General features: G+C 43.9%; 15 protein-coding genes and 1 tRNA gene. 4 read left to right on the forward strand and 12 right to left on the reverse strand.

Annotation, left to right across the window (positions count from 1 at the left end):
* Window positions 1–300: 300 nt before the first annotated feature.
* Window positions 301–2,175, reverse strand: coding sequence for a DUF2779 domain-containing protein (locus QZX97_RS03780; RefSeq protein WP_295654674.1), 1,875 nt, complete (start codon window positions 2,173–2,175; stop codon window positions 301–303).
* 338 nt (window positions 2,176–2,513) lie between these two features.
* Here QZX97_RS03780 and QZX97_RS03785 point away from each other — a divergent pair, with 338 nt between their 5' ends.
* The gene (locus QZX97_RS03785) at window positions 2,514–2,819 is read left to right on the forward strand and encodes a hypothetical protein (RefSeq protein WP_295654676.1); all 306 of its coding nucleotides are present in this window, start codon (window positions 2,514–2,516) and stop codon (window positions 2,817–2,819) included.
* Here QZX97_RS03785 and QZX97_RS03790 read toward each other — a convergent pair.
* The 5 genes from QZX97_RS03790 to QZX97_RS03810 form a co-directional block, all read right to left on the reverse strand.
* Entirely contained in the window at window positions 2,795–3,031 is a 237-nt protein-coding gene (locus QZX97_RS03790) for a hypothetical protein (RefSeq protein ID WP_295654677.1), read from the reverse strand. The two genes, QZX97_RS03785 and QZX97_RS03790, sit on opposite strands and share 25 nt — an antisense overlap.
* Before the next feature lie 262 nt (window positions 3,032–3,293).
* Entirely contained in the window at window positions 3,294–4,046 is a 753-nt protein-coding gene (locus QZX97_RS03795) for a hypothetical protein (RefSeq protein ID WP_295654679.1), read from the reverse strand.
* Window positions 4,047–4,089: 43 nt separating this feature from the next.
* On the reverse strand, window positions 4,090–4,383 hold the full coding sequence (locus tag QZX97_RS03800) for a helix-turn-helix domain-containing protein (RefSeq protein ID WP_295654681.1): 294 nt from the start codon (window positions 4,381–4,383) through the stop codon (window positions 4,090–4,092).
* A 108-nt stretch (window positions 4,384–4,491) separates the two neighbouring features.
* The gene (locus tag QZX97_RS03805; RefSeq protein WP_295654683.1) at window positions 4,492–5,322 is read right to left on the reverse strand and encodes a hypothetical protein; all 831 of its coding nucleotides are present in this window, start codon (window positions 5,320–5,322) and stop codon (window positions 4,492–4,494) included.
* A gap of 19 nt (window positions 5,323–5,341) precedes the next feature.
* On the reverse strand, window positions 5,342–6,679 hold the full coding sequence (locus tag QZX97_RS03810) for a site-specific integrase (protein WP_295654685.1): 1,338 nt from the start codon (window positions 6,677–6,679) through the stop codon (window positions 5,342–5,344).
* A 344-nt stretch (window positions 6,680–7,023) separates the two neighbouring features.
* On the opposite strand from QZX97_RS03810, the gene QZX97_RS03815 reads away from it, so the two are divergent.
* Window positions 7,024–7,707, forward strand: a complete 684-nt coding sequence (locus QZX97_RS03815) for an AAA family ATPase (RefSeq protein ID WP_295654697.1) — start codon at window positions 7,024–7,026, stop codon at window positions 7,705–7,707.
* Between the two features lie 78 nt (window positions 7,708–7,785).
* Here the strand turns inward: QZX97_RS03815 and QZX97_RS03820 are convergent, their stop codons facing one another.
* The 4 genes from QZX97_RS03820 to nagB form a co-directional block, all read right to left on the reverse strand.
* Window positions 7,786–9,522, reverse strand: a complete 1,737-nt coding sequence (locus tag QZX97_RS03820) for a phospho-sugar mutase (RefSeq protein ID WP_295654687.1) — start codon at window positions 9,520–9,522, stop codon at window positions 7,786–7,788.
* Between the two features lie 129 nt (window positions 9,523–9,651).
* Window positions 9,652–10,686, reverse strand: a complete 1,035-nt coding sequence (locus QZX97_RS03825; RefSeq protein WP_295654689.1) for an LLM class flavin-dependent oxidoreductase — start codon at window positions 10,684–10,686, stop codon at window positions 9,652–9,654.
* 74 nt (window positions 10,687–10,760) lie between these two features.
* Entirely contained in the window at window positions 10,761–11,888 is a 1,128-nt protein-coding gene (locus QZX97_RS03830; protein ID WP_295664202.1) for a formylglycine-generating enzyme family protein, read from the reverse strand.
* 65 nt (window positions 11,889–11,953) lie between these two features.
* Window positions 11,954–13,873: a glucosamine-6-phosphate deaminase gene (gene nagB, locus QZX97_RS03835; protein WP_295654693.1), complete on the reverse strand. Its 1,920-nt coding sequence runs from the start codon at window positions 13,871–13,873 to the stop codon at window positions 11,954–11,956.
* Between the two features lie 106 nt (window positions 13,874–13,979).
* On the opposite strand from nagB, the gene QZX97_RS03840 reads away from it, so the two are divergent.
* Window positions 13,980–14,789 carry an SDR family oxidoreductase gene (locus QZX97_RS03840; RefSeq protein WP_295654694.1) on the forward strand — a complete coding sequence of 270 codons (810 nt, stop codon included), beginning with the start codon at window positions 13,980–13,982 and terminating at the stop codon, window positions 14,787–14,789.
* Between the two features lie 49 nt (window positions 14,790–14,838).
* On the opposite strand, the gene QZX97_RS03845 is transcribed toward QZX97_RS03840, so the two are convergent.
* The gene (locus tag QZX97_RS03845) at window positions 14,839–15,282 is read right to left on the reverse strand and encodes a pyridoxamine 5'-phosphate oxidase family protein (RefSeq protein ID WP_295654695.1); all 444 of its coding nucleotides are present in this window, start codon (window positions 15,280–15,282) and stop codon (window positions 14,839–14,841) included.
* Between the two features lie 161 nt (window positions 15,283–15,443).
* Here QZX97_RS03845 and QZX97_RS03850 point away from each other — a divergent pair, with 161 nt between their 5' ends.
* Entirely contained in the window at window positions 15,444–18,230 is a 2,787-nt protein-coding gene (locus QZX97_RS03850; protein ID WP_295654696.1) for a M14 metallopeptidase family protein, read from the forward strand.
* 161 nt (window positions 18,231–18,391) lie between these two features.
* Here the strand turns inward: QZX97_RS03850 and QZX97_RS03855 are convergent.
* Window positions 18,392–18,468 (reverse strand) — tRNA-Arg (locus QZX97_RS03855).
* Window positions 18,469–18,534 lie beyond the last annotated feature (66 nt).

The following is an 18,534-nucleotide window of genomic DNA, read 5'->3' on the forward strand; positions in this document are numbered from 1 at the left end:
TTTTCTTATTGTTTGATGATCTTTGGCGAAAACAGGGGGCGCTTGGAAGACTAATAAAATATTGCTTGAAGATTGTCGATCCTTGATTGTTCTTATTTTCTAATAGGGTTTATTTAAAAGAAAAGGAAAAAAGAAAGCAAAAAAGGGTGCCCGCAGCAGGCAAAAGGAAACGGAATAAGTCCCGAAGGGTGGAGACGCGAGGAACGCAAGCGGGTCATTATGCCAAAGTCTTTTGCGGATGTTTAAGTAAGTCTTAAAGCAATGCGGGCAAAACCTTAGCTGCCCTTTTTCTCGCATGTTCTATTTAAATAAATAATCCTTCCAGCCTTCATAGATCATGACCATCGCCAGCGTATCTAGTTCACAATACTTTAATAAGGCATTATAATAAAACATTCTTTCTTCATTGGGCATGTCAACAAATTGCATTTTAGCATAGGCCATCATCGCTGCGCCGCCATCTTTCAATTCTTCGCCATTATCGTCACATAATTCATCCAATTGTTCTGAATTTAATTCCTCAAAAACTGGCGGTAATCTTTTATAAGGGCTAATCCAATTGTCAGATAGGTCTTTTAAAAGCCAGGTATGCTGTTTGAAATTAAGGCTCGGTATAGCATCTGTGCCGTAGCAAGGATTGGAATATTTACCTGTTAAGAAATCTGAACTTTCAATAATGGCGGGTAAAACTGATTTAATTGAATTGGACCCTTTCATTAATGGATGGTAAAAACCGCCGATAACAAGTTGGTATAGGTCAACCATGTCGCGTGCTCCTACGTGCTGATCGTCACTCTTATGCGTTATTGAGCGGATGAAGTCGCATAGTTCATACTTGTCAATTTCATTACTTTCAAGTAGTTGTAAATAGATAACATTCAAAATCGTATTCTCATGATTATGATATCTAAATATGGTTCCCTGATCATATTCCAAAGCAGATTTCAACGCCCGTATAAAGTCATAGTTAGGAAATTCTCCAATGGCGTTGTTTAACCATTGATCTTTGTGTGTGATACTTCCATCGGACTCGACCTGGTGGTGGGAAAATTGAAAAGCTATCTGCTCGTAAGGCCTTCGACCCGCGTACATCGGTATCGCTAAAGCGGTTGTTTCAAAATCAATAAAATGTAAAGGATATATGAAGGAGTTGAACGCATCAATAAGAAATTCTTTTTTGTATGAGGGTGTTTTTAAATCCGTAACTGACGATTGGATTTGTAATATGCGCCTTTCCGTGGCATTATATCCAATGCTCGGCTTAATATTTTTAGGCGCAAAGTCTGCTTCCTGGAAGTCTTTTAGGAAATAATCTTGACGATTTAATAGCGGGGTAATGATATCTTTTGAACCAAGATACCCTCGCCATAGCTCAAAAAGCAAGGGTTGAGTTAATTGCTGAGTAGATAAGCCTGTTTGTTTGCTCCAACATTCTATAAAGCCGGACGACAATTCTTCATCATTAGTTTGAAATTCGCACTTATTGCAGTGCTTTCCAATACCCATGAATTTTTTTTGATTATTATTTAAGTCGGCTGACAACATTGCCGCATATGAGGCTAGCGTGTAAGTTGTACCCCCAATTTCAAAATCTTCGTTTCCTAATTTTTCAACTTCTGTACCAACTGGTATTTTGATCAAAAGTGTAGTACCGAGCTCATCCGCTGTTAACTGTTTTATTGGTGCGACCGAAACCCTTCCATCGACCTTAGTAATTTTGAACTGTTGATTTAGACCATTGGCAGAAGCGGTTTTAGTCTTATCTGCAAGCATAAGGTAACTGACAACAGCAAACTGTGGAAAAGCATTTTTGAGTACCATGACCTGGAAGGCCACGTCCATTAAATACGGTCGCCATTTAGAACTTATTGAACCTTTGGCACCAGTGAATGAGTCTTCATTAGGATTAAATGATTTGGCTTTTACTTCTATCAGCTGTATAGTATTTCCTTTTTTTATCAATATATCAATTCTTACCAGGTAATCTCCAGCTCGAATTGCAGCTTCAAAAAGGGTGCAGTTTTCGCGCGATAGATATTCATTGGTCTTTTCTATTGCACCCTCGTTGGATTTTTCTGCAATTAAAATACCATCCGGGTGATAGGCTCTGGCCAATGCTCCCACCTGAAAACCGCCATTGGCAAGGGCTTCCAGAAATTGGTCTTCTAATTTCATGTTTGCATACTTGTCCGAATTGTTTTGGTAATACAATTTCGTTGGACACTCTATGCCGATTTGAAAACGTGACTTGGTTAGATAGGTCATTAATAACGAGGCTAACAATTACTGATAAATAACTAAGTTAATAAATATTACAGCGGCAACACAAAATTTAAATACGGACGCCAGGGTTTATTAGCTCAGCACTCATGCTACTTTGCAATACTAATCAGCTATTGATTGAAAATATTATATTTGAAGAAGTTGTATCGAGTTTACGAACGATATAACTGAAATATATGATTGTTACCTAAAATGCTGAACCAGACCAATAATACTCTCTCTCAACTTAAATGAATAAGCAAGATCTGATACAAAAACTGAAACAATTAGATGGCCTAACAGCCGATGAGCGTGCTGCGTTAATTAATCTAGTCAATACGAAAAAGAAATATGGGCTAGTGTGGGAAGATAAGCCTGAAGATGTTGAAGAACAACTCCGCGAAAAACTGCCAATATTAAAAGATATAGAATTAGGTCGTTCATTAAACTTTAAAACAATATTGACTCAATTTTATACTTCATCAGAGGTTGACTATGAATTTGAAAAAGTTAAAATAAACCATTTGACTTATTATTCAATCAGTATGCTAATTTGATTCTTACCAATTTCATCAATCTGCGTGGGGATTAACCGGGCTGCAAGCTTGTAAAACTCTGTAGTATTTTGCCGTGCCCATATTTCAAGATCGGCGGCACCGCCGTCCTGTAATGCTGTAAAAACTTCGGCAAAAACATCTTTAACAAGCTTCGTGTTTTTATTTACGGCACCTTTTGGTTTTCCCTTATTCCCTTTCTCAAATCTTGCCATTTTTCGTATTTTAATCGTATTTATCGGCTCTTTAATTCAAAAGTAGCCCTAACTACATTAATATAAAATTGTTCGTTATAGGGGCTTATTTTGCTTAATGATTATTTCTTAGGTGTTTTTAACAACAAAGCCCAGCAAAAAAAAGCTTTTTTCTCATTTTCCAAGTTCTGGGCGTATTTTTTATCTTTTAAACAATATTCCGTTTTTCACAATCCTGAATTTAGCGTTAAAGCTTAGACCCTTAAACCCTTTTATATAAATTTCAAATTTTTTCCCGGCGTGAAAAGGGCATATTTGATTTTATTTGATCGCTACTTTTTATTGCAATCTTGTTCTTTTTTCGGGTCAATTTTGGACTTAATTCGGGGTTACCCAATCTAAACCCTTCAATTTCCTTTATATTGAATTCTGTAACGATCAGTCCCTTTTTAACTTTAATAAACCCCAATAATTTAGCAAGTTTTTTAAGGTTAAACGCTTGGCCTATGGAACACTTCAAAATCTTGGCTAAGCCTTCGGTCGCTACATTAAAATAACCATTAGCATTATTAATACGGTCTTCTGCTGAACATCCCTTTTGCTGTCCTAACCGTCTTAATTTTATCTTTTGGCTATTGACCATGTTATTTATTACCGCCCCGGCTGCAAAGCCTTTGAACTGATTATTGTTAATCAGATTATCGCGGTTTATTATTGCTCCTGTTCGCTGCTTTAATCCTAATTTTTGCCTCAATGCTTCAAATCCTTTGATAAAAAGCAAGTTAGTTTTGTAATCGAAATTAACCCAGTCTAATTTTTCAAGATTTTTTAAGTGGGTATGTGTACTTTTAGTACTACTATATCCTAAAATTGACGTTAATTCAATTACAGATTCCTTACTCATTCGAAACGTACCGCCCCAGTTGATTTTAAGCATTAAAAACAACCTCAAATCATTTAAGCAATGGTTTTGCAAACTCAATTGCAAAAGTTCAACAGGAACGTTCAATTGATCGGATTTTGCAATTGGGTTCATGATCTGTTGCCGCAATATATGTGTATTACTAAAAGATTTTTTATCAATCCTTTAGCCCTTTCCTAATGCCCACTTCTAAGGCTTTCTCCACATCTGATTTTTTAAAATAAATCGTTCGTCCCGTTTGATAGTATTTAAAAACACCCCGCTTTTTATATGCGTGAATAGTCGCTTTAGTACATTTGAGATAAACAGCTAATTCTGCAATGGTGAATTGCTTTGGGTCTTCTGTTTCCTGGGTCGTTGTTTGGGCTAACGCAAGGGCTGCGGTAACGCTTTTTTTAATTAATAGCTCAAAATTCTCTAAGCTAATTGGTGACAATATTATGTTTTGCATTGCTGTGATTGTTAATCCACAGCAAAAGTATAATCATATTTTACTACAAGTCAATGAATTAATTAGAAAAATTAGACATTCTTAGCAAACCCTAAAAAATCTAATTCTTTAAGTAAAAGAGGGTATATTTAAAGTACTTGCGGCTCTTGTCTTATGGTTGTTTGCCGTAGCCTTGCTTATATTCGCTCGAAAAGTGTTGTTACAAATGTTCAGATATTCATGTACTACCGGGATCCTTTTGAAGTAGCCCTTTTCCGCAAATAAAATGATACTGCTATAAAACGCACCTTTTTTTCCACTTTTCTTATCTGTAAAAAATTTGGTGTCTTTATCAATTAATTCGTTTGATATTAGTATTCTAAAAATGTTCTCTTTTGCAGCGTCATTAATTATGGCATCTTCGAGGCAATTTATGGGTTGTGGTGGTGGTTTAACTATTGGCTTTTGATTGCTTAATTCAGATAAATGAATTTCCATTTCAAAAAAATCAATATAAGCACTTAGCACCGTTGCCAACTCTTTTTTCTCGGTGGAACTAAAATTTGTACATGTTTTAATAATATCTAAAACATTTCGACAATCTCTATCAACAGATTGGTAATACGGTTTAACGTTCGGAATCAAACAATTAAGTATGACTGAATTCCCGCTATTTTTGTAAACGAATTTATTGCTATCTATAAAGTACATGAAAATTGATTGCATGTATTTTAAAAGGTTTTTATAGGTCTTGATACATTCGACAGTATCAATATTCAAACATTTAATTTGGTCGCTTATTTCGGTTAATTCAGCCCAAATTTCCCCCCAAAATTTAACGTTTGAATCAAAATCAACAACGGTATCATTGTATTTTCCCTTTCCTATTATATTAGCTCGTTCATTAACTACGCCATGTAAGAACAAAAAGTCCATGCCTTCGCTATAATCTTTTTTCATAATTAAATGATAGAGGTTTTTAAAGTCCTAATTTTTGTAAAGTTTGGGCCAATAGCTTAGCCTTATCATCATTATTTGCACGAATGTATTTTAAAAAGCTGGTTTCTGTTTTATGGCCTGTGGCACTCATAATGAACATTGGCGGCACACCCGCTTTAAACATATTGGTTGCATAGCTTCGGCGGCAGCAATGAGAGGTAACTAAACTATATAGTGGTTGTATATCTTCATTCTCAATATTACCCTTTGTATTTGTTGTTTTTCGTGTTTGCGTTAATCCTGCCAATTGCGCTACAATCTTAATATAGTCATTGAATTTTTGATTTGATATTGTAGGTAGATTATCAGAATATTTACTTAGCACCGGGCGCAATTTGTTCATTATTGGGATGGTTACCCTACTCCCAGTTTTTATTTGCTTGATCTTAATAAAATCACCATCGATACTTTGAATATCTAATGTATTAAAATCGCTAAACCGCAAGCCTGTATAGCAACCAATTAAAAATAAATCACGTACCTTATCTAATGTTGGGTATCCTATTTTAAAAACTTCATCTCCTTTGGTATGGATATGGAATTTAGTTTTATCGGACAAGTCCAAAATTGAAATTTGGTTAATTTGCTCTACTGTTAAATACAAGGTATCTGCTTCGTACGAAGGGATAATATAATCCTTAGTCTTAAAGCCTGGGGCATTGCTTTCACTCATTACAGTTTTAATATCCTTTATATAGCTGCCAAAGGTTGATTTTTCCTTATTTTCTATATTATAACAGTAAAACCTGAAATTCTCATAAAACTCTTTATTTATAGTTTCAAAGGGCAAGGTAGTAATACCCATGTATTTCATATAACGTTTTACTGCCGATAGCGTAATACCATAGTTCTTATAGGCGTTACGTGTATATCTACTGCCGTTATTCTTTCCAACAGATATAAGCCGCTTACCGCAAATCGTATCCTTAATAATCTGTTCAAAGAAAGTTACGAAGGTGTGATTTATTTCGGGTTCAGTTAGTTGTTTTACTGCTTTGATTTTGGGCTTATATATTAAATCCAGTTGTTCTTTTACAAATTTTGCTGTTAGGTTCTCGCCCTTCGCATTACATTCAATAGATACTGCATCTAATGCCATTTCAGCTAATTTTTTATTGTTCTGTGTGGCAAAAGGTGCAGTCGACTTAATTGGTTTTATTACATCGCTTGTATTACATTCCGGGCGAAAGTACTTGACCTCAATTCTTATGCCCGTATAGTATTGTAATCGTTGGCCATTAAAAGAATAAAACATATTGATTGCCTGTTTGCCGTTTTCGGCTGGGCGGGGTTCTAAATAAAATTTAGGCTTTGCCATAACTGTATGTATTGACTGTATGTATAGCCTAAAATTACATACACTTTTTACTATATCCTAATTTATTTTACTTTATTTCATTTTACATAATGGTGCCATTAATGTTTTAAATAAGCTTTTTTTGATGTTTTTTATACTCTATTAAATTTTAACAATTTGACAAATGTACTCCGGCGCTGGGTACAAAGCCTGACACGAAAGTGTCCGGCTTTGTTGTTTATAACCTCCGATGTTCATTATTCGATATTAATTCTTTCTTTACTTATTTTAGCGTTAATTATTATATGCCATTTCTATCCCACATATCGCTCCCGGCATAATCAGATGGCTCTTACCTGCAGCATATCCCAAGCCTCGGTAATGGGTTAAGGCTTAAACTAAAAGATAATGTAACATTTTTTGTTGGCGAGAATGGCTCGGGAAAGTCCACCTTATTGGAAGGTATCGCGGAGCAATGTGGGTTTAATTTGAGGGGTGGCAACCGCAACCATAATCTGAATACCGGTTGGCGTTTTGAAGGATATGAATCGGCATTGGCACCGCACTTGCAACTGGGTTGGACGCCACGGAGGATCACTGAAGGTTTTTTTATGAGGGCGGAAAGTTTTTTCAATTTCGCTTCCTACATCGATGAACTGGCGGTGGAAAGTCCGCGTATTTTAAATGCCTACGGAGGCCGGTCGCTGCATGCGCAATCGCATGGAGAATCGTTCCTGTCACTTTTTAATAACCAATTCGAAGCGGGTATCTATCTCCTCGATGAGCCGGAGGCTGCGCTATCGCCTGCAAGGATACTGGCTTTTATGGCTGTAATAAACACACTTGACCAGAGCGGACGGGCTCAATTCATCATAGCCACGCACTCCCCCATGCTTCTTTGCTACCCCGGTGCCACTATTTACCAGTTTGATGAAAATGGCGTACACGAAACCAACTATCGGGACACCGAACATTTTTCGCTCACCAAATCGTTTTTAGATAATCCGGATTTATACCTCAGGCACTTGCTGGGTGGTAGCAACAGCTGATTCCGGTTAGATCGCGACTAAAAAAAAGGCTGCTTATTAATGATAGCAGCCTTTCAAGTCTTATAGCAACACTGAGGCTTACACCCCCAAATCTTTCATGATTGCGTCTATTTTGGCATCCAGTTGTTTGTCGGTAGCGTGGTAGGCTTCTTTACTGGCTAAGGTTGTCTTTACGCTGCAGTAAAACTTGATCTTTGGCTCGGTGCCGGATGGGCGTGCCGAAATAATGCTGCCATCGGCAAGGATAAACTGCAACACGTCTGACTTCGGCAAATCGATAGCTTTAATGGTATTGGTGGCCAGGTCGGTCTCTTTGCTAAACTCGTAATCCTTCAGTGCCGTAACTTTGATGCCATCCAACGTAACAGGCGGGTTCTCGCGGTATTTTGCCATCATGGCCTTGATATCGGCGGCACCACTCTGGCCTTTTTTGGTTACCGATACCAGCTTTTCTTTGTAAAAGCCATATTGAAGGTAAGTATCTATCAATGCCTGGAACAGGCTGGTACCTTTGTCCTTGTAAAAGGCGGTCATCTCGGCGATGAAAGCGCCCGATACAATAGCATCCTTATCGCGCACCAGTTCCCCTATCAGGTAGCCGTAGCTTTCCTCGCCGCCGCCTATGAACGTGGCTTTGCCCTGTAGTTGGGTAATCAGCTCGCCGATGTATTTGAAGCCGGTGAGGGTATTGTAGCAGGTAACGTTTTTAGCTTTGGCAATCTCGTCGATGAGGTTACTGGTAACAATGGTTTTTACGATGTATTGATGACCATCAAGTTTGCCGCGCTCCTGCCATGCGGTGAGCAGGTAGTTGATGAGCAGGCTGCCGGTTTGGTTACCGTTGAGCAGGATAAACTCGCCCTCGTTATTTTTTACAGCTATACCCACGCGGTCGGCATCAGGGTCGGTGGCCAATACCAGGTCGGCATCCACTTCTTTGGCTTTTTTGAGGGCCAGCGTCAGGGCTTCTTTTTCTTCGGGATTTGGATAAACTACCGTCGGGAAATTACCATCAGGTGTGGCCTGTTCTTCTACGATAATCACGTTTTCAAAACCAAACTGCTGCAAGGCTTTTGGCATCAGCGTGATACCGGTACCGTGTATGGGCGAGTAAACGATCTTCAGATCTTTTTGCCGCTTGATGGCATCGGGCGATACGGATAAGGCGGTTATCGCGTCCAAGTAAAGCTTATCTATCTCCTCGCCTATCAATTCGATATTGGCATCCACGCGGTCGAATTTTACTTCGTCGATGCTGCTGATCTTGGCCACCTCGTCCATCAACGCCTTATCTTCTGGCGAAACGAACTGGCCGCCATCGGCACCGTAGGCTTTGTAACCGTTGTATTCTTTGGGGTTGTGCGAAGCGGTAAGCATCACCCCGCTTTTGCAACCCAAATGGCGTACCGCGAAGGAGAGTTCGGGCGTGGGACGCAATGCTTTGAAAAAATAAACGTGGATGCCATTTGCTGAAAAAACTTCAGCAGTAATATTGGCAAACACGTCCGAATTATTGCGGCTATCGTGAGCGATGGCCACTTTTATCTTTTCGCCGGGATAGCTTTTTTTGAGATGGTTGGCCAGGCCCTGCGTTGCCGAGCCGATGGTGTATTTGTTGATGCGGTTGGAGCCGGGGCCCATGGTGCCGCGCAGGCCGCCGGTACCAAACTCCAGGTCGCGGTAAAACGAGTCGGACAGTTCGGTGTAGGCTTTGTCATCAAGCATTTTTTGTATCTGTTGCTTTACTTCGGCATCGTAGTTGCCGTTAAGCCATGTATTTACTTTCCGGAGAACAGAAGGGTCTAATTCCTGCATGGTGGTATGGTTATTTGGTTAGTTGTATGTGTTATATTGATAACAAATATGGCAATAAAAAGGAATTGGGTGGTAAATGAAAGAAAATATTTGATGCATGAGAATCAAGAAACGAAGTGGCAGATATCTTTATTTGATTCCCAGCTCCTTTCTCACCACAGGCGCTACTTTGGTACCGTAAAGCTCGATAGATTTGAGTACCTGGCTGTGCGGGATGAAACCTGTTACCAATTGGGCCACGAAGCGGGTATTGTTGAAGAGGCGGTGCTGTTCCATGATCTTGTCGATAGCCTGTTGCGGGCTGCCAACTACCAGCGGGCCGTTGCTGCGCAGGTATTCGAACTGGGGCCTGTTCATCGGCGACCAGCCACGTTCCTTGCCTACACGGGTCATCAGGGTTTCGTAGGATGGGTAGAACTCGTCGGCGGCTTGTTTGCTGTCTTCGGCTACATAGAATTGTGAACTGATGGCCAATTGCAACTTACCCACATCGTGCCCGGCCTTTTGCGCCGACTCGCGGTATAGCTCCACAAATGGCACGAACTGACGGGGCGGACTGCCCAGTATCGCGATGATCATGGGCAAATTGAGCGTACCTGCACGGACTGCCGAGGCGGGTGTTCCGCCAACACCCAGCCATACCGGTATTTGTTGTTGGATCGGCCTGGGATATATGCCCTGACCTTTAACGGGCGCTCGGAATTTACCTTGCCAGTTCAGTTTTTCCTGCTTGTTGATCTGCAGGAACATATCCAGCTTTTCGGCGAACAGTTCGTCGTAATCGTTCAGATTATAACCAAATAAAGGGAATGACTCGATAAAAGAACCCCGACCGGCTATCATTTCGGCACGGCCGTTGGAGATAAGGTCGACCGTGGCGAAGTTTTGGAAGGTACGTACCGGGTCGGCTGAGCTGAGTACGGTTACCGAACTGGATAGTTTGATATTTTTGGTGATGGCAGCCGCGGCAGCCATGAATATTTCGGGGGCCGAGATGACAAAATCAGGGCGGTGGTGTTCGCCAAACGCGAATACATCCAGACCCACTTCATCGGCAAGTTTTACCTCTTCCAATAATTGCTGTACACGGTCGCGGGCGTTAACCGCGTTGCCCGAAGTTCCGTCAGGCGATACCTCGCCAAAAGTACTGATACCTAATTCCATGGGGCAAAAATAGGGATTTGGGCGGGCTGTTGTTCTTGTTGTTTTAAATTTACGGTAACATGATGTTGCTGAAACTACCTGCTTTGCACGCACCGGAAACCGAGGTGTTCCATACCGCTGTCTTCGCTGGTTTTCATGCGACGAGCCACGCGGTAACCGGAGCAGTAGCTGTCGTTACATAAAAAAGAACCGCCGCGCACTACCCGTTTTATGGCTAAAGGCTCGTCGGGATCATAAGATTTCGCGGGGCCTTGGGGATTGGTAACACCATTGGGGTTTAGGGTACCATAGTATTTGTTGTTGTAATAATCGGCACACCATTCCCAAACGTTGCCGGCCATATCGTACAGATGATAGCCGTTTGCCGGGAAAGATGCTACAGGTGCCAGGTAATAATAACCATCTTTCACCGTGTTTTTGTACGGGAACACGCCTTCCCAGGTATTGGCTTTGGGTTTACCTGCATTTACCGGTTCGTTGCCCCAAGGGTAAATATTATTGGTCAATCCGCCGCGCGCGGCCCACTCCCACTCGGCTTCGGTGGGTAAACGTTTGCCTGCCCATTTGCAGTAGGCCTGTACATCGTAAAATGATACCTGCACTACCGGATAGTTATCTTTTCCCTTAATGTTACTGCCCGGACCGTGCGGGTGTTTCCAGTCGGCACCTTTTTTCCAGGTCCACCATTGGGTATAATCGTTTAGCGATACTGGGCCTTTCGTCGGCACAAACACCAACGAGGCGGGAACCAGCAAGCTATCGGGCGGTTTGGGCGTACCGAGCGGGAGCTGCTTTTTCAGGACATTCCAGTCGGGTTTTTGTTCGGCGGTAGTGATATAGCCCGTCGCTTTTACAAAGCGGGCGAATTGGGCGTTGGTTACCTCGGCGGCATCCATCCAAAAGCCGGTTACGGTAACTTTATGTTTGGGATATTCGTCGGGTTGGGCCTGGTTGCTATCGCCCCCCATTTGGAAAGTGCCCGAGGGTACCCACACCATACCAGCGTGACTATTTTGGGCTGATGCTGTGATGGGTTGTGATACAACGACCGCATTGAAGCGCGAAGGCAGGTTCGATTCGCAGCAGATGGGCTTTTTTAGCGCCGGATTGATACTGACAGCCTGTTTAACCGGGACTGTTATTTGGTTGTTAATGTCCTTGTGCTTGCAGCCTAAGCCCATCAATGCAAAAACCCATAACATCGCTATAAGCATTGGGGAAAAGGTATTGGTTGGAGGTCTGTTCATTGCTTGCGACAAAACCCCGCTTAGTAATGGTACCGTACAAAAGCCTCCATGGCCTCGTATTCGGCCAGGCCAAGCTCGTCGTATTTTTGTGCGGTTTCGCGGTTGCGATCTTCGGCGCGCTGCCAAAACTCGCGGGCATCATCACCGGGGAAAACCGGTCTGTCTTTTTGCGACTGATGCTTAAAAATAGCATTGCGCTTGCGTATCACCTCCTGTGGTGATAGCGGCACAGCCATTTCAATCTCGTGCGTATCAAACTCCAACCATGCACCGCGGTACATCCACAGCCAGCAATCTTTTACCCAGGGCTCGGTGGCTTTGAGCCGGTTTAACGCAGCCAGGATGATGTTGAAGCAAACGATGTGCGTGCCATGCGGGTCGGCAAAATCGCCGGCGGCAAATATCTGGTGGGGCATAACTTTTTGCAGCAGTTCAACGGTTAGCTGTACGTCTATCTCGCTTACCGGGTCTTTTTGGGTTTTACCGGTCTCGTAAAAAGGCAAGGCCATAAAATGGATATGGCTATCTGGCAAACCGGCATACCTTGCGCCTGCTATGGCCTCGCTTTTGCGGATAAAGCCTTTAACGTCGCGGATGGCATCAGTATCCACCTGATTGGGCTGCTTTTTTGCCATAAATTTGCGCATATCAGCATATATCTTTTTAAACTCTTCCGTATCGCGGCCGGTGCTATGGTTAAAATCGATGGCAAACTCTACGTATCGCAGCACGTCGTCATCCCATACAGCGGTATTGCCCGATGTCTGATAAGCCACATGCACGTGATGCCCCTGATCCACCAGGCGTATGAAGGTGCCTCCCATAGAAATCACATCATCATCAGGGTGTGGCGAGAAAATGATAGCGCGTTTTTTGGCGGGCAAAGCGCGCTCGGGTCGGTCGGTATCATCGGCATCCGGCTTTCCTCCCGGCCAACCGGTAATGGTATGTTGCAGCTTGCCAAAAATATCGATATTGATATTGTAAACCGGGCCTTGCTCAACAGCTAATTGTGCCATGCCATGGTTATTATAGTCTTCCTCGGTCAATTTAAGAATAGGTTTTTTCAGCGTTGATGCCAGCCAGATAACGGCTTTCTTTTTAAGTTGAGCTGTCCAAACACAATCTTTTACGAGCCATGGGGTGTCAAAACGGGTGAGTTCCGATGCGGCATCTTCATCCAATACAAACTCTACATTGTCTGAAAGCTGCAGGTAAGTGGCCGGTACATCGCCCGACATTTCGCCTTCTACCGCTTTTTTGATGATGGGCGCTTTCTTTTTGTTCCAGGCCATCAGGATAATTTCTCGCGCAAGGAATATAGTGCCGATACCCATCGTAATGGCTTTAGTGGGCACGTTTGCCTTACCGCCAAAATCGCGGGCGGCATCGAGGCGGGTCAGATCGTCGAGCGTAACAATGCGGGTACCTGAGTTTGGCGCCGAACCCGGCTCGTTAAAGCCGATGTGGCCTGTGCGGCCGATACCCAGTACCTGCAAGTCGAGGCCACCGAGGGATTCTATTTGCTTTTCGTAGTCCAAACAAAAAGCAGCGACGTCTTCCTTGTCTAAGGTACCATCGGGTATATGAACATTGTGTTTGTCGATGTCGATATGGTCGAACAGGTTGATGTTCATGAAAGTAACATAGCTCTGCGCCGCTGTTGCTTCCATGGGGTAATATTCGTCGAGGTTAAATGTGATAACGTTTTTAAAGCTCAAGCCTTCTTCTTTATGCATGCGCACCAACTCTTTGTAAACGCCTACCGGCGTAACGCCAGTAGCCAAACCAAGAATGGCGTTTTCGCTATTAGCAGCTTTGGTTTTGATGAGTTGGGCTATACGCTGCGCAACGGCTATGGAAGCTTTTTTTTGATCGGGATAAACGGTAACCGGCAGCTTCTCGTACCGGGTTTCTTCTAACAGGTTTAAGCGTGGCATAGTTCAAAGTTAGGTCTTATTTAATTAATTTTTAGTTTTTAGCTTATTGATAAATTTGCATCTTTACGTTTCAAAAAAAGAAAGCAACAAAAACTCTATCTATACTATGGCAAAGGTAATTTTGGTAACAGGCGCATCATCGGGCATTGGTTTGGCGTGTGCTACGGCGCTACAGGCACAAGGTCATACGGTTTATGGTTCGGCACGTGATGTGAAACGTTTAAAGGATGTCCCGTTTAAACCCATTGAACTGGATGTTACCAGCGACGCGTCGGTAAATGCGGCCATTGCTACCATTACCAAAGCCGAAGGCAAAATAGACGTGCTGGTAAACAATGCCGGTAACGGTGTAACCGGGCCTGCCTATGCTATGCCTGTAGAAAGTGCTAAACAACAATTTGAGGTGAACTTTTTTGGCGTGGTACGTATGTGCAGCGCGGTGTTGCCTGGCATGATTGAAAAAAAACAAGGTCTCATCGTCAATATCAGTTCCTTGGCCGGATTATTTGGTTTGCCGTACCAAAGCATGTATGCCGCTTCGAAATTTGCTATTGAAGGGTACTCTGAAAGTTTGCGCATGGAGCTGTTGAATACCGGCGTAAAGGTAACGCTCATTAATCCCGGCGATTTTAAATCGGACTTTACACAAAACCGCAGCAAAGTAGCTTTCCCACTTAAAAACGAGGCTTTGGAAAAAGAATACACCTCGGCCGTAGCAGCGATGGAAAAGGATGAAAGTGTTGGCTCGGACCCTGCTTTGATAGGCAAAACCTTATGCAAAATTGTGGATTCGGCCAAACCCAAACAACGTTACCTGGTTGGCAAATTCGACCAAACTATTGTACCGGTACTGAAAAGTATATTACCGGGCGGCTTGTTCAACAAACTGATGAACGACCATTACGGGATAAAGTAGTCTCAAAAAAGTTTCTCAATTTAAATTGAGAAACTTTTTTGTTTTCATCCTATACCAACTCTTCCCTTTGCCAGGCTAACTTTTTGCCAAATACATTTGTATTATCGGTCATTTTGATAGCGTCGATGCCGATGCACCATACCTTGCCGGGTTTGGCCAGCGCGAAGGGGAATTTTTTATGGTAAAAACTTTCGGGGTTGATATGGTCGGGTATATCGGTATATAAAACAGTGCCGGTGAGTTGTATGCCTTTGAGCGCTATAAGGTTGATGTTTTCGGGGAGTATACTGCCCGCTACTGATGGGTTTTGCGCCAATATGCCGGCATGAAAAGTATCGGTGGACGATTTAAAGAAGAGCAGGTGGTTAGCCTCGTCGAAAGCATAAAAGCAGTGAAAGCAATAGGGTTTGCTATCGGTATCCACACAGCAAAGGCTGAGTATCCTGTTTTGTTTGATGAAATCGGTAATGTGTTTGGTTTGTGTGGATGCCATTGGTGCTGTTTTGGGCAAAACAAAGCATTTAAGGCGGGGTATGAAATGACAATGGTCATGTTTGGGATGGAAAATTGGTTTTCCTTCCCTCTCAAAATTATTACAAAACAAATCCGGGCAAATCTGTAGTTTAGTACTTTAACTGTCTTATTACAAATATCATGAGGAAATTTTTCGCCGTCATTGCCTGTTGTATTGTTTTGTCTGCCCGTTTATGGGCGCAAGGTGTGCCATCGCCCAAGTCGTTTTTCGGCTTTAATATTGGTGATGATTATCAGCTTGCCAATTACACCCAAACCGAGGCTTATTTTAAAAAGCTGGCAGCATCGCCGCGCACCAAGTTTATTGATATTGGCCTGACCGAAGAAGGCAGGCACCAGTTTATGCTGGTGGTATCATCGCCCGAGAATATCAAGAATTTGGCTAAGTACAAGGCCATTTCGCAAAAGCTGGCCCGAGCCGAAGGTTTGACCGACGCGCAGGCACATGCGCTCTCGCTGCAAGGCAAACCTATTGTTTGGATAGACGGCGGCCTGCACGCCAGTGAAGTAGTTGGCGCGCACCAACTGATACAAACCGCTTATGATCTGGTGAGTCGCACCGATGCGGAGACCATGCGCCTGTTGGACAAGGACATTATTTTGATGGTACATGCCAACCCCGACGGGCAGGAACTGGTATCGAACTGGTACATGCAGGAAAAAGACCCCAAAAAGCGCAATACCAACGTACCGCGCCTGTGGGAAAAATACATTGGACATGATAACAACCGCGACTTTTATATGATGAATATGAAGGAAACGCAGAACATTACCCGCCAGCAATACCTGGAGTGGCTGCCGCAAATTGTGTATAACCACCACCAGGCCGGCCCGGCAGGTTCGGTTGTGGCGGGGCCGCCGTTCCGTGATCCTTTTAATTATGTGTACGACCCTCTGTTGGTGACCAGTTTGGATGCCGTGGGTTCGGCAATGAACAGCCGGTTGAACAAGGAAGGCAAGCCGGGATATACCCAACGCTCGGGCACCGAGTTTTCTACCTGGTGGAACGGGGGGTTGCGTACGGCTACTTATTTCCATAACATGGTGGGCTTGTTGACCGAAATTATCGGCAGCCCTACCCCATCGAGCATACCGCTTGTCCCCGAAAGGCTGATACCGAACAGCGCCACGCCTTTCCCGGTAACACCGCAAACCTGGCATTTTGTACAATCGATAGACTATTCGGTTTCGCTAAATTATGCCGTATTGGATTACGCTGCCCGCAACGGCGACGCCATGTTGTATAACGCTTACCTGATGGGCAAAAACTCAATAGACCGAGGCAGCAAAGATAACTGGACGCTTTCTCCGAAACGTTCGCTTGCCATTACCGAGGCTTATAAAGCTTCTATGGGAGGTACGGATACCACGGCCGGTCGCGCGCAGCGCGGCGGTGCGGTTACCATTGGCGGCGGCAGCGGTTTTGGCCGTGCCGGTATACCGCAAAAGTTTTTTGACACCATTTTACGCAACCCGGAACTGCGCGACCCAAGGGGATATATCATCCCTGCCGACCAGCCCGATTTTGCTACCGCGATACGCTTTATCAATACCTGTTTACGCTCGGGTTTGGTGGTACAGCAGGCTACCGCAAGCTTTACCGTTGCCGGGAAAACTTATCCTGCCAACAGCTATATTATTAAAACCAACCAGGCCTTTCGCCCGGAAGTATTAGACAGGTTTGAACCGCAAGACCACCCCAACGACTTTTTATACCCCGGTGGCCCTCCTATCCGCCCATATGATATGACGGGTTGGACGCTGGCTTACCAAATGGGCGTTAAGTTTGACAGGATATTGGACGATTTTAATGGTCCGTTTAAACGGATACCTTACGGGCAATTACAATTGATGCCTATGCAAACGGTACCGGCTTCAACCGGCGGTTATTACCTGAGTGCGAAAGCCAATAACTCTTTCATCGCGGTAAACGAGTTGCTTGCCGCGGGGGCCGATGTGTACCGGGTGAGCGGCAGCGGCGCAACGATTGATGCCGGAACTTTTTATGTAGAGGCACCATCGGCAGCAGCTAAAGGCGCTTTGGCCAAAGCAGCCATGTACTTTGATGTGGCAGTAGGCGCAGCCACCGAGCGCCCGGCTGGTTTAGTAAAACTGGCACCCGCGCGTATTGCTCTTTGGGACACCTATGGCGGGTCTATCCAGTCGGGATGGGTGCGCTGGCTGATGGAGCAATACCATTTTCCGTTCAAGGTGGTTTACCCGCAAGAACTGGATGGCGGCGACCTGAAAAGCAAGTATGACGTGATTGTATTTGTTGGCGGCGCTATACCTATGGCTACAGCCGGTGGCCGTCGCGGTGGTGGTGGCGGAGGTGGTGGCGGTTTTGGCCGGACGGATGACGTGCCCGACGCCTTTAAAACCATGACCGGCCGCGTGAGCGCGGATAAAACCATACCGCAATTGAAAGCGTTTTTGGAAGCCGGCGGCAGCATTGTTACCATTGGCACCAGCGCCAACCTGGCTTACGATCTGAACCTGCCCGTACACAACGCTTTAGTTGATGTGGTAGGCGGACGCGAAGTACCTTTTAGCGGTGATAAGTTTTATGTACCCGGCGCTGTGCTGCACGCCTCGCTTGATACAGCAGACCCCGCCAACTGGGGCATGCCTGCCGAAGCGGATGTAATGTACGACAGCAGCCCGGCTTTTAAACTCGACAAAGACGCTGCCAAAAAAGGTGTAAAACCATTGATGTGGTTTGCCACCGATAAACCCTTACGCAGCGGCTGGGCCTTTGGTCAGCAATATTTGAAGGACGACGTAGCCGCCTTTAGCGCCAGCATTGGCGCAGGCAACCTATACGCCTTTGGACCTGAGATTACCTTCAGGGGGCAATCGCATGGTACGTTTAAGTTGTTGTTTAATGAGTTGTATGTGAAAAAATAGAATCGAGAGCCGAGAATCAAGAATAAAGACTCCTTTTCAATATTTAACAAAGCCTGGCGTTTGGACGCCGGCCTTTGTTTTGTTTAATATCTACATCATTGGTAAACAGACCTCGATATTTGACAAAAAGCCCTTTGGACGCATTTCCAAAAAGCTTTTTATGGTGGTCGCACCAGGGTTCGAACCTGGAACCTACTACTTAGAAGGCAGTTGCTCTATCCAATTGAGCTATGCAACCGTTACTGTGCAAATTTCGGTGCAAATATGCACAAAATGGACAAATTTAAAAAATAGAAGATGATAA

This window comes from uncultured Mucilaginibacter sp. (assembly GCF_903893715.1).
In the GTDB taxonomy this organism is placed as follows: Bacteria; Bacteroidota; Bacteroidia; order Sphingobacteriales; family Sphingobacteriaceae; genus Mucilaginibacter.

Excerpts from the sequence above, each read along its gene's own strand:
- QZX97_RS03780 (WP_295654674.1), bottom strand. The coding sequence starts at position 2,175 with ATGAAATTAGAAGACCAATTTCTGGAAGCCCTTGCCAATGGCGGTTTT.
- QZX97_RS03785 (WP_295654676.1), top strand. The coding sequence starts at position 2,514 with ATGAATAAGCAAGATCTGATACAAAAACTGAAACAATTAGATGGCCTA.
- QZX97_RS03790 (WP_295654677.1), bottom strand. The coding sequence starts at position 3,031 with ATGGCAAGATTTGAGAAAGGGAATAAGGGAAAACCAAAAGGTGCCGTA.
- QZX97_RS03795 (WP_295654679.1), bottom strand. The coding sequence starts at position 4,046 with ATGAACCCAATTGCAAAATCCGATCAATTGAACGTTCCTGTTGAACTT.
- QZX97_RS03800 (WP_295654681.1), bottom strand. The coding sequence starts at position 4,383 with ATGCAAAACATAATATTGTCACCAATTAGCTTAGAGAATTTTGAGCTA.
- QZX97_RS03805 (WP_295654683.1), bottom strand. The coding sequence starts at position 5,322 with ATGAAAAAAGATTATAGCGAAGGCATGGACTTTTTGTTCTTACATGGC.
- QZX97_RS03810 (WP_295654685.1), bottom strand. The coding sequence starts at position 6,679 with ATGGCAAAGCCTAAATTTTATTTAGAACCCCGCCCAGCCGAAAACGGC.
- QZX97_RS03820 (WP_295654687.1), bottom strand. The coding sequence starts at position 9,522 with ATGCAGGAATTAGACCCTTCTGTTCTCCGGAAAGTAAATACATGGCTT.
- QZX97_RS03825 (WP_295654689.1), bottom strand. The coding sequence starts at position 10,686 with ATGGAATTAGGTATCAGTACTTTTGGCGAGGTATCGCCTGACGGAACT.
- QZX97_RS03830 (WP_295664202.1), bottom strand. The coding sequence starts at position 11,888 with ATGTTATGGGTTTTTGCATTGATGGGCTTAGGCTGCAAGCACAAGGAC.
- nagB (WP_295654693.1), bottom strand. The coding sequence starts at position 13,873 with ATGCCACGCTTAAACCTGTTAGAAGAAACCCGGTACGAGAAGCTGCCG.
- QZX97_RS03840 (WP_295654694.1), top strand. The coding sequence starts at position 13,980 with ATGGCAAAGGTAATTTTGGTAACAGGCGCATCATCGGGCATTGGTTTG.
- QZX97_RS03845 (WP_295654695.1), bottom strand. The coding sequence starts at position 15,282 with ATGGCATCCACACAAACCAAACACATTACCGATTTCATCAAACAAAAC.
- QZX97_RS03850 (WP_295654696.1), top strand. The coding sequence starts at position 15,444 with ATGAGGAAATTTTTCGCCGTCATTGCCTGTTGTATTGTTTTGTCTGCC.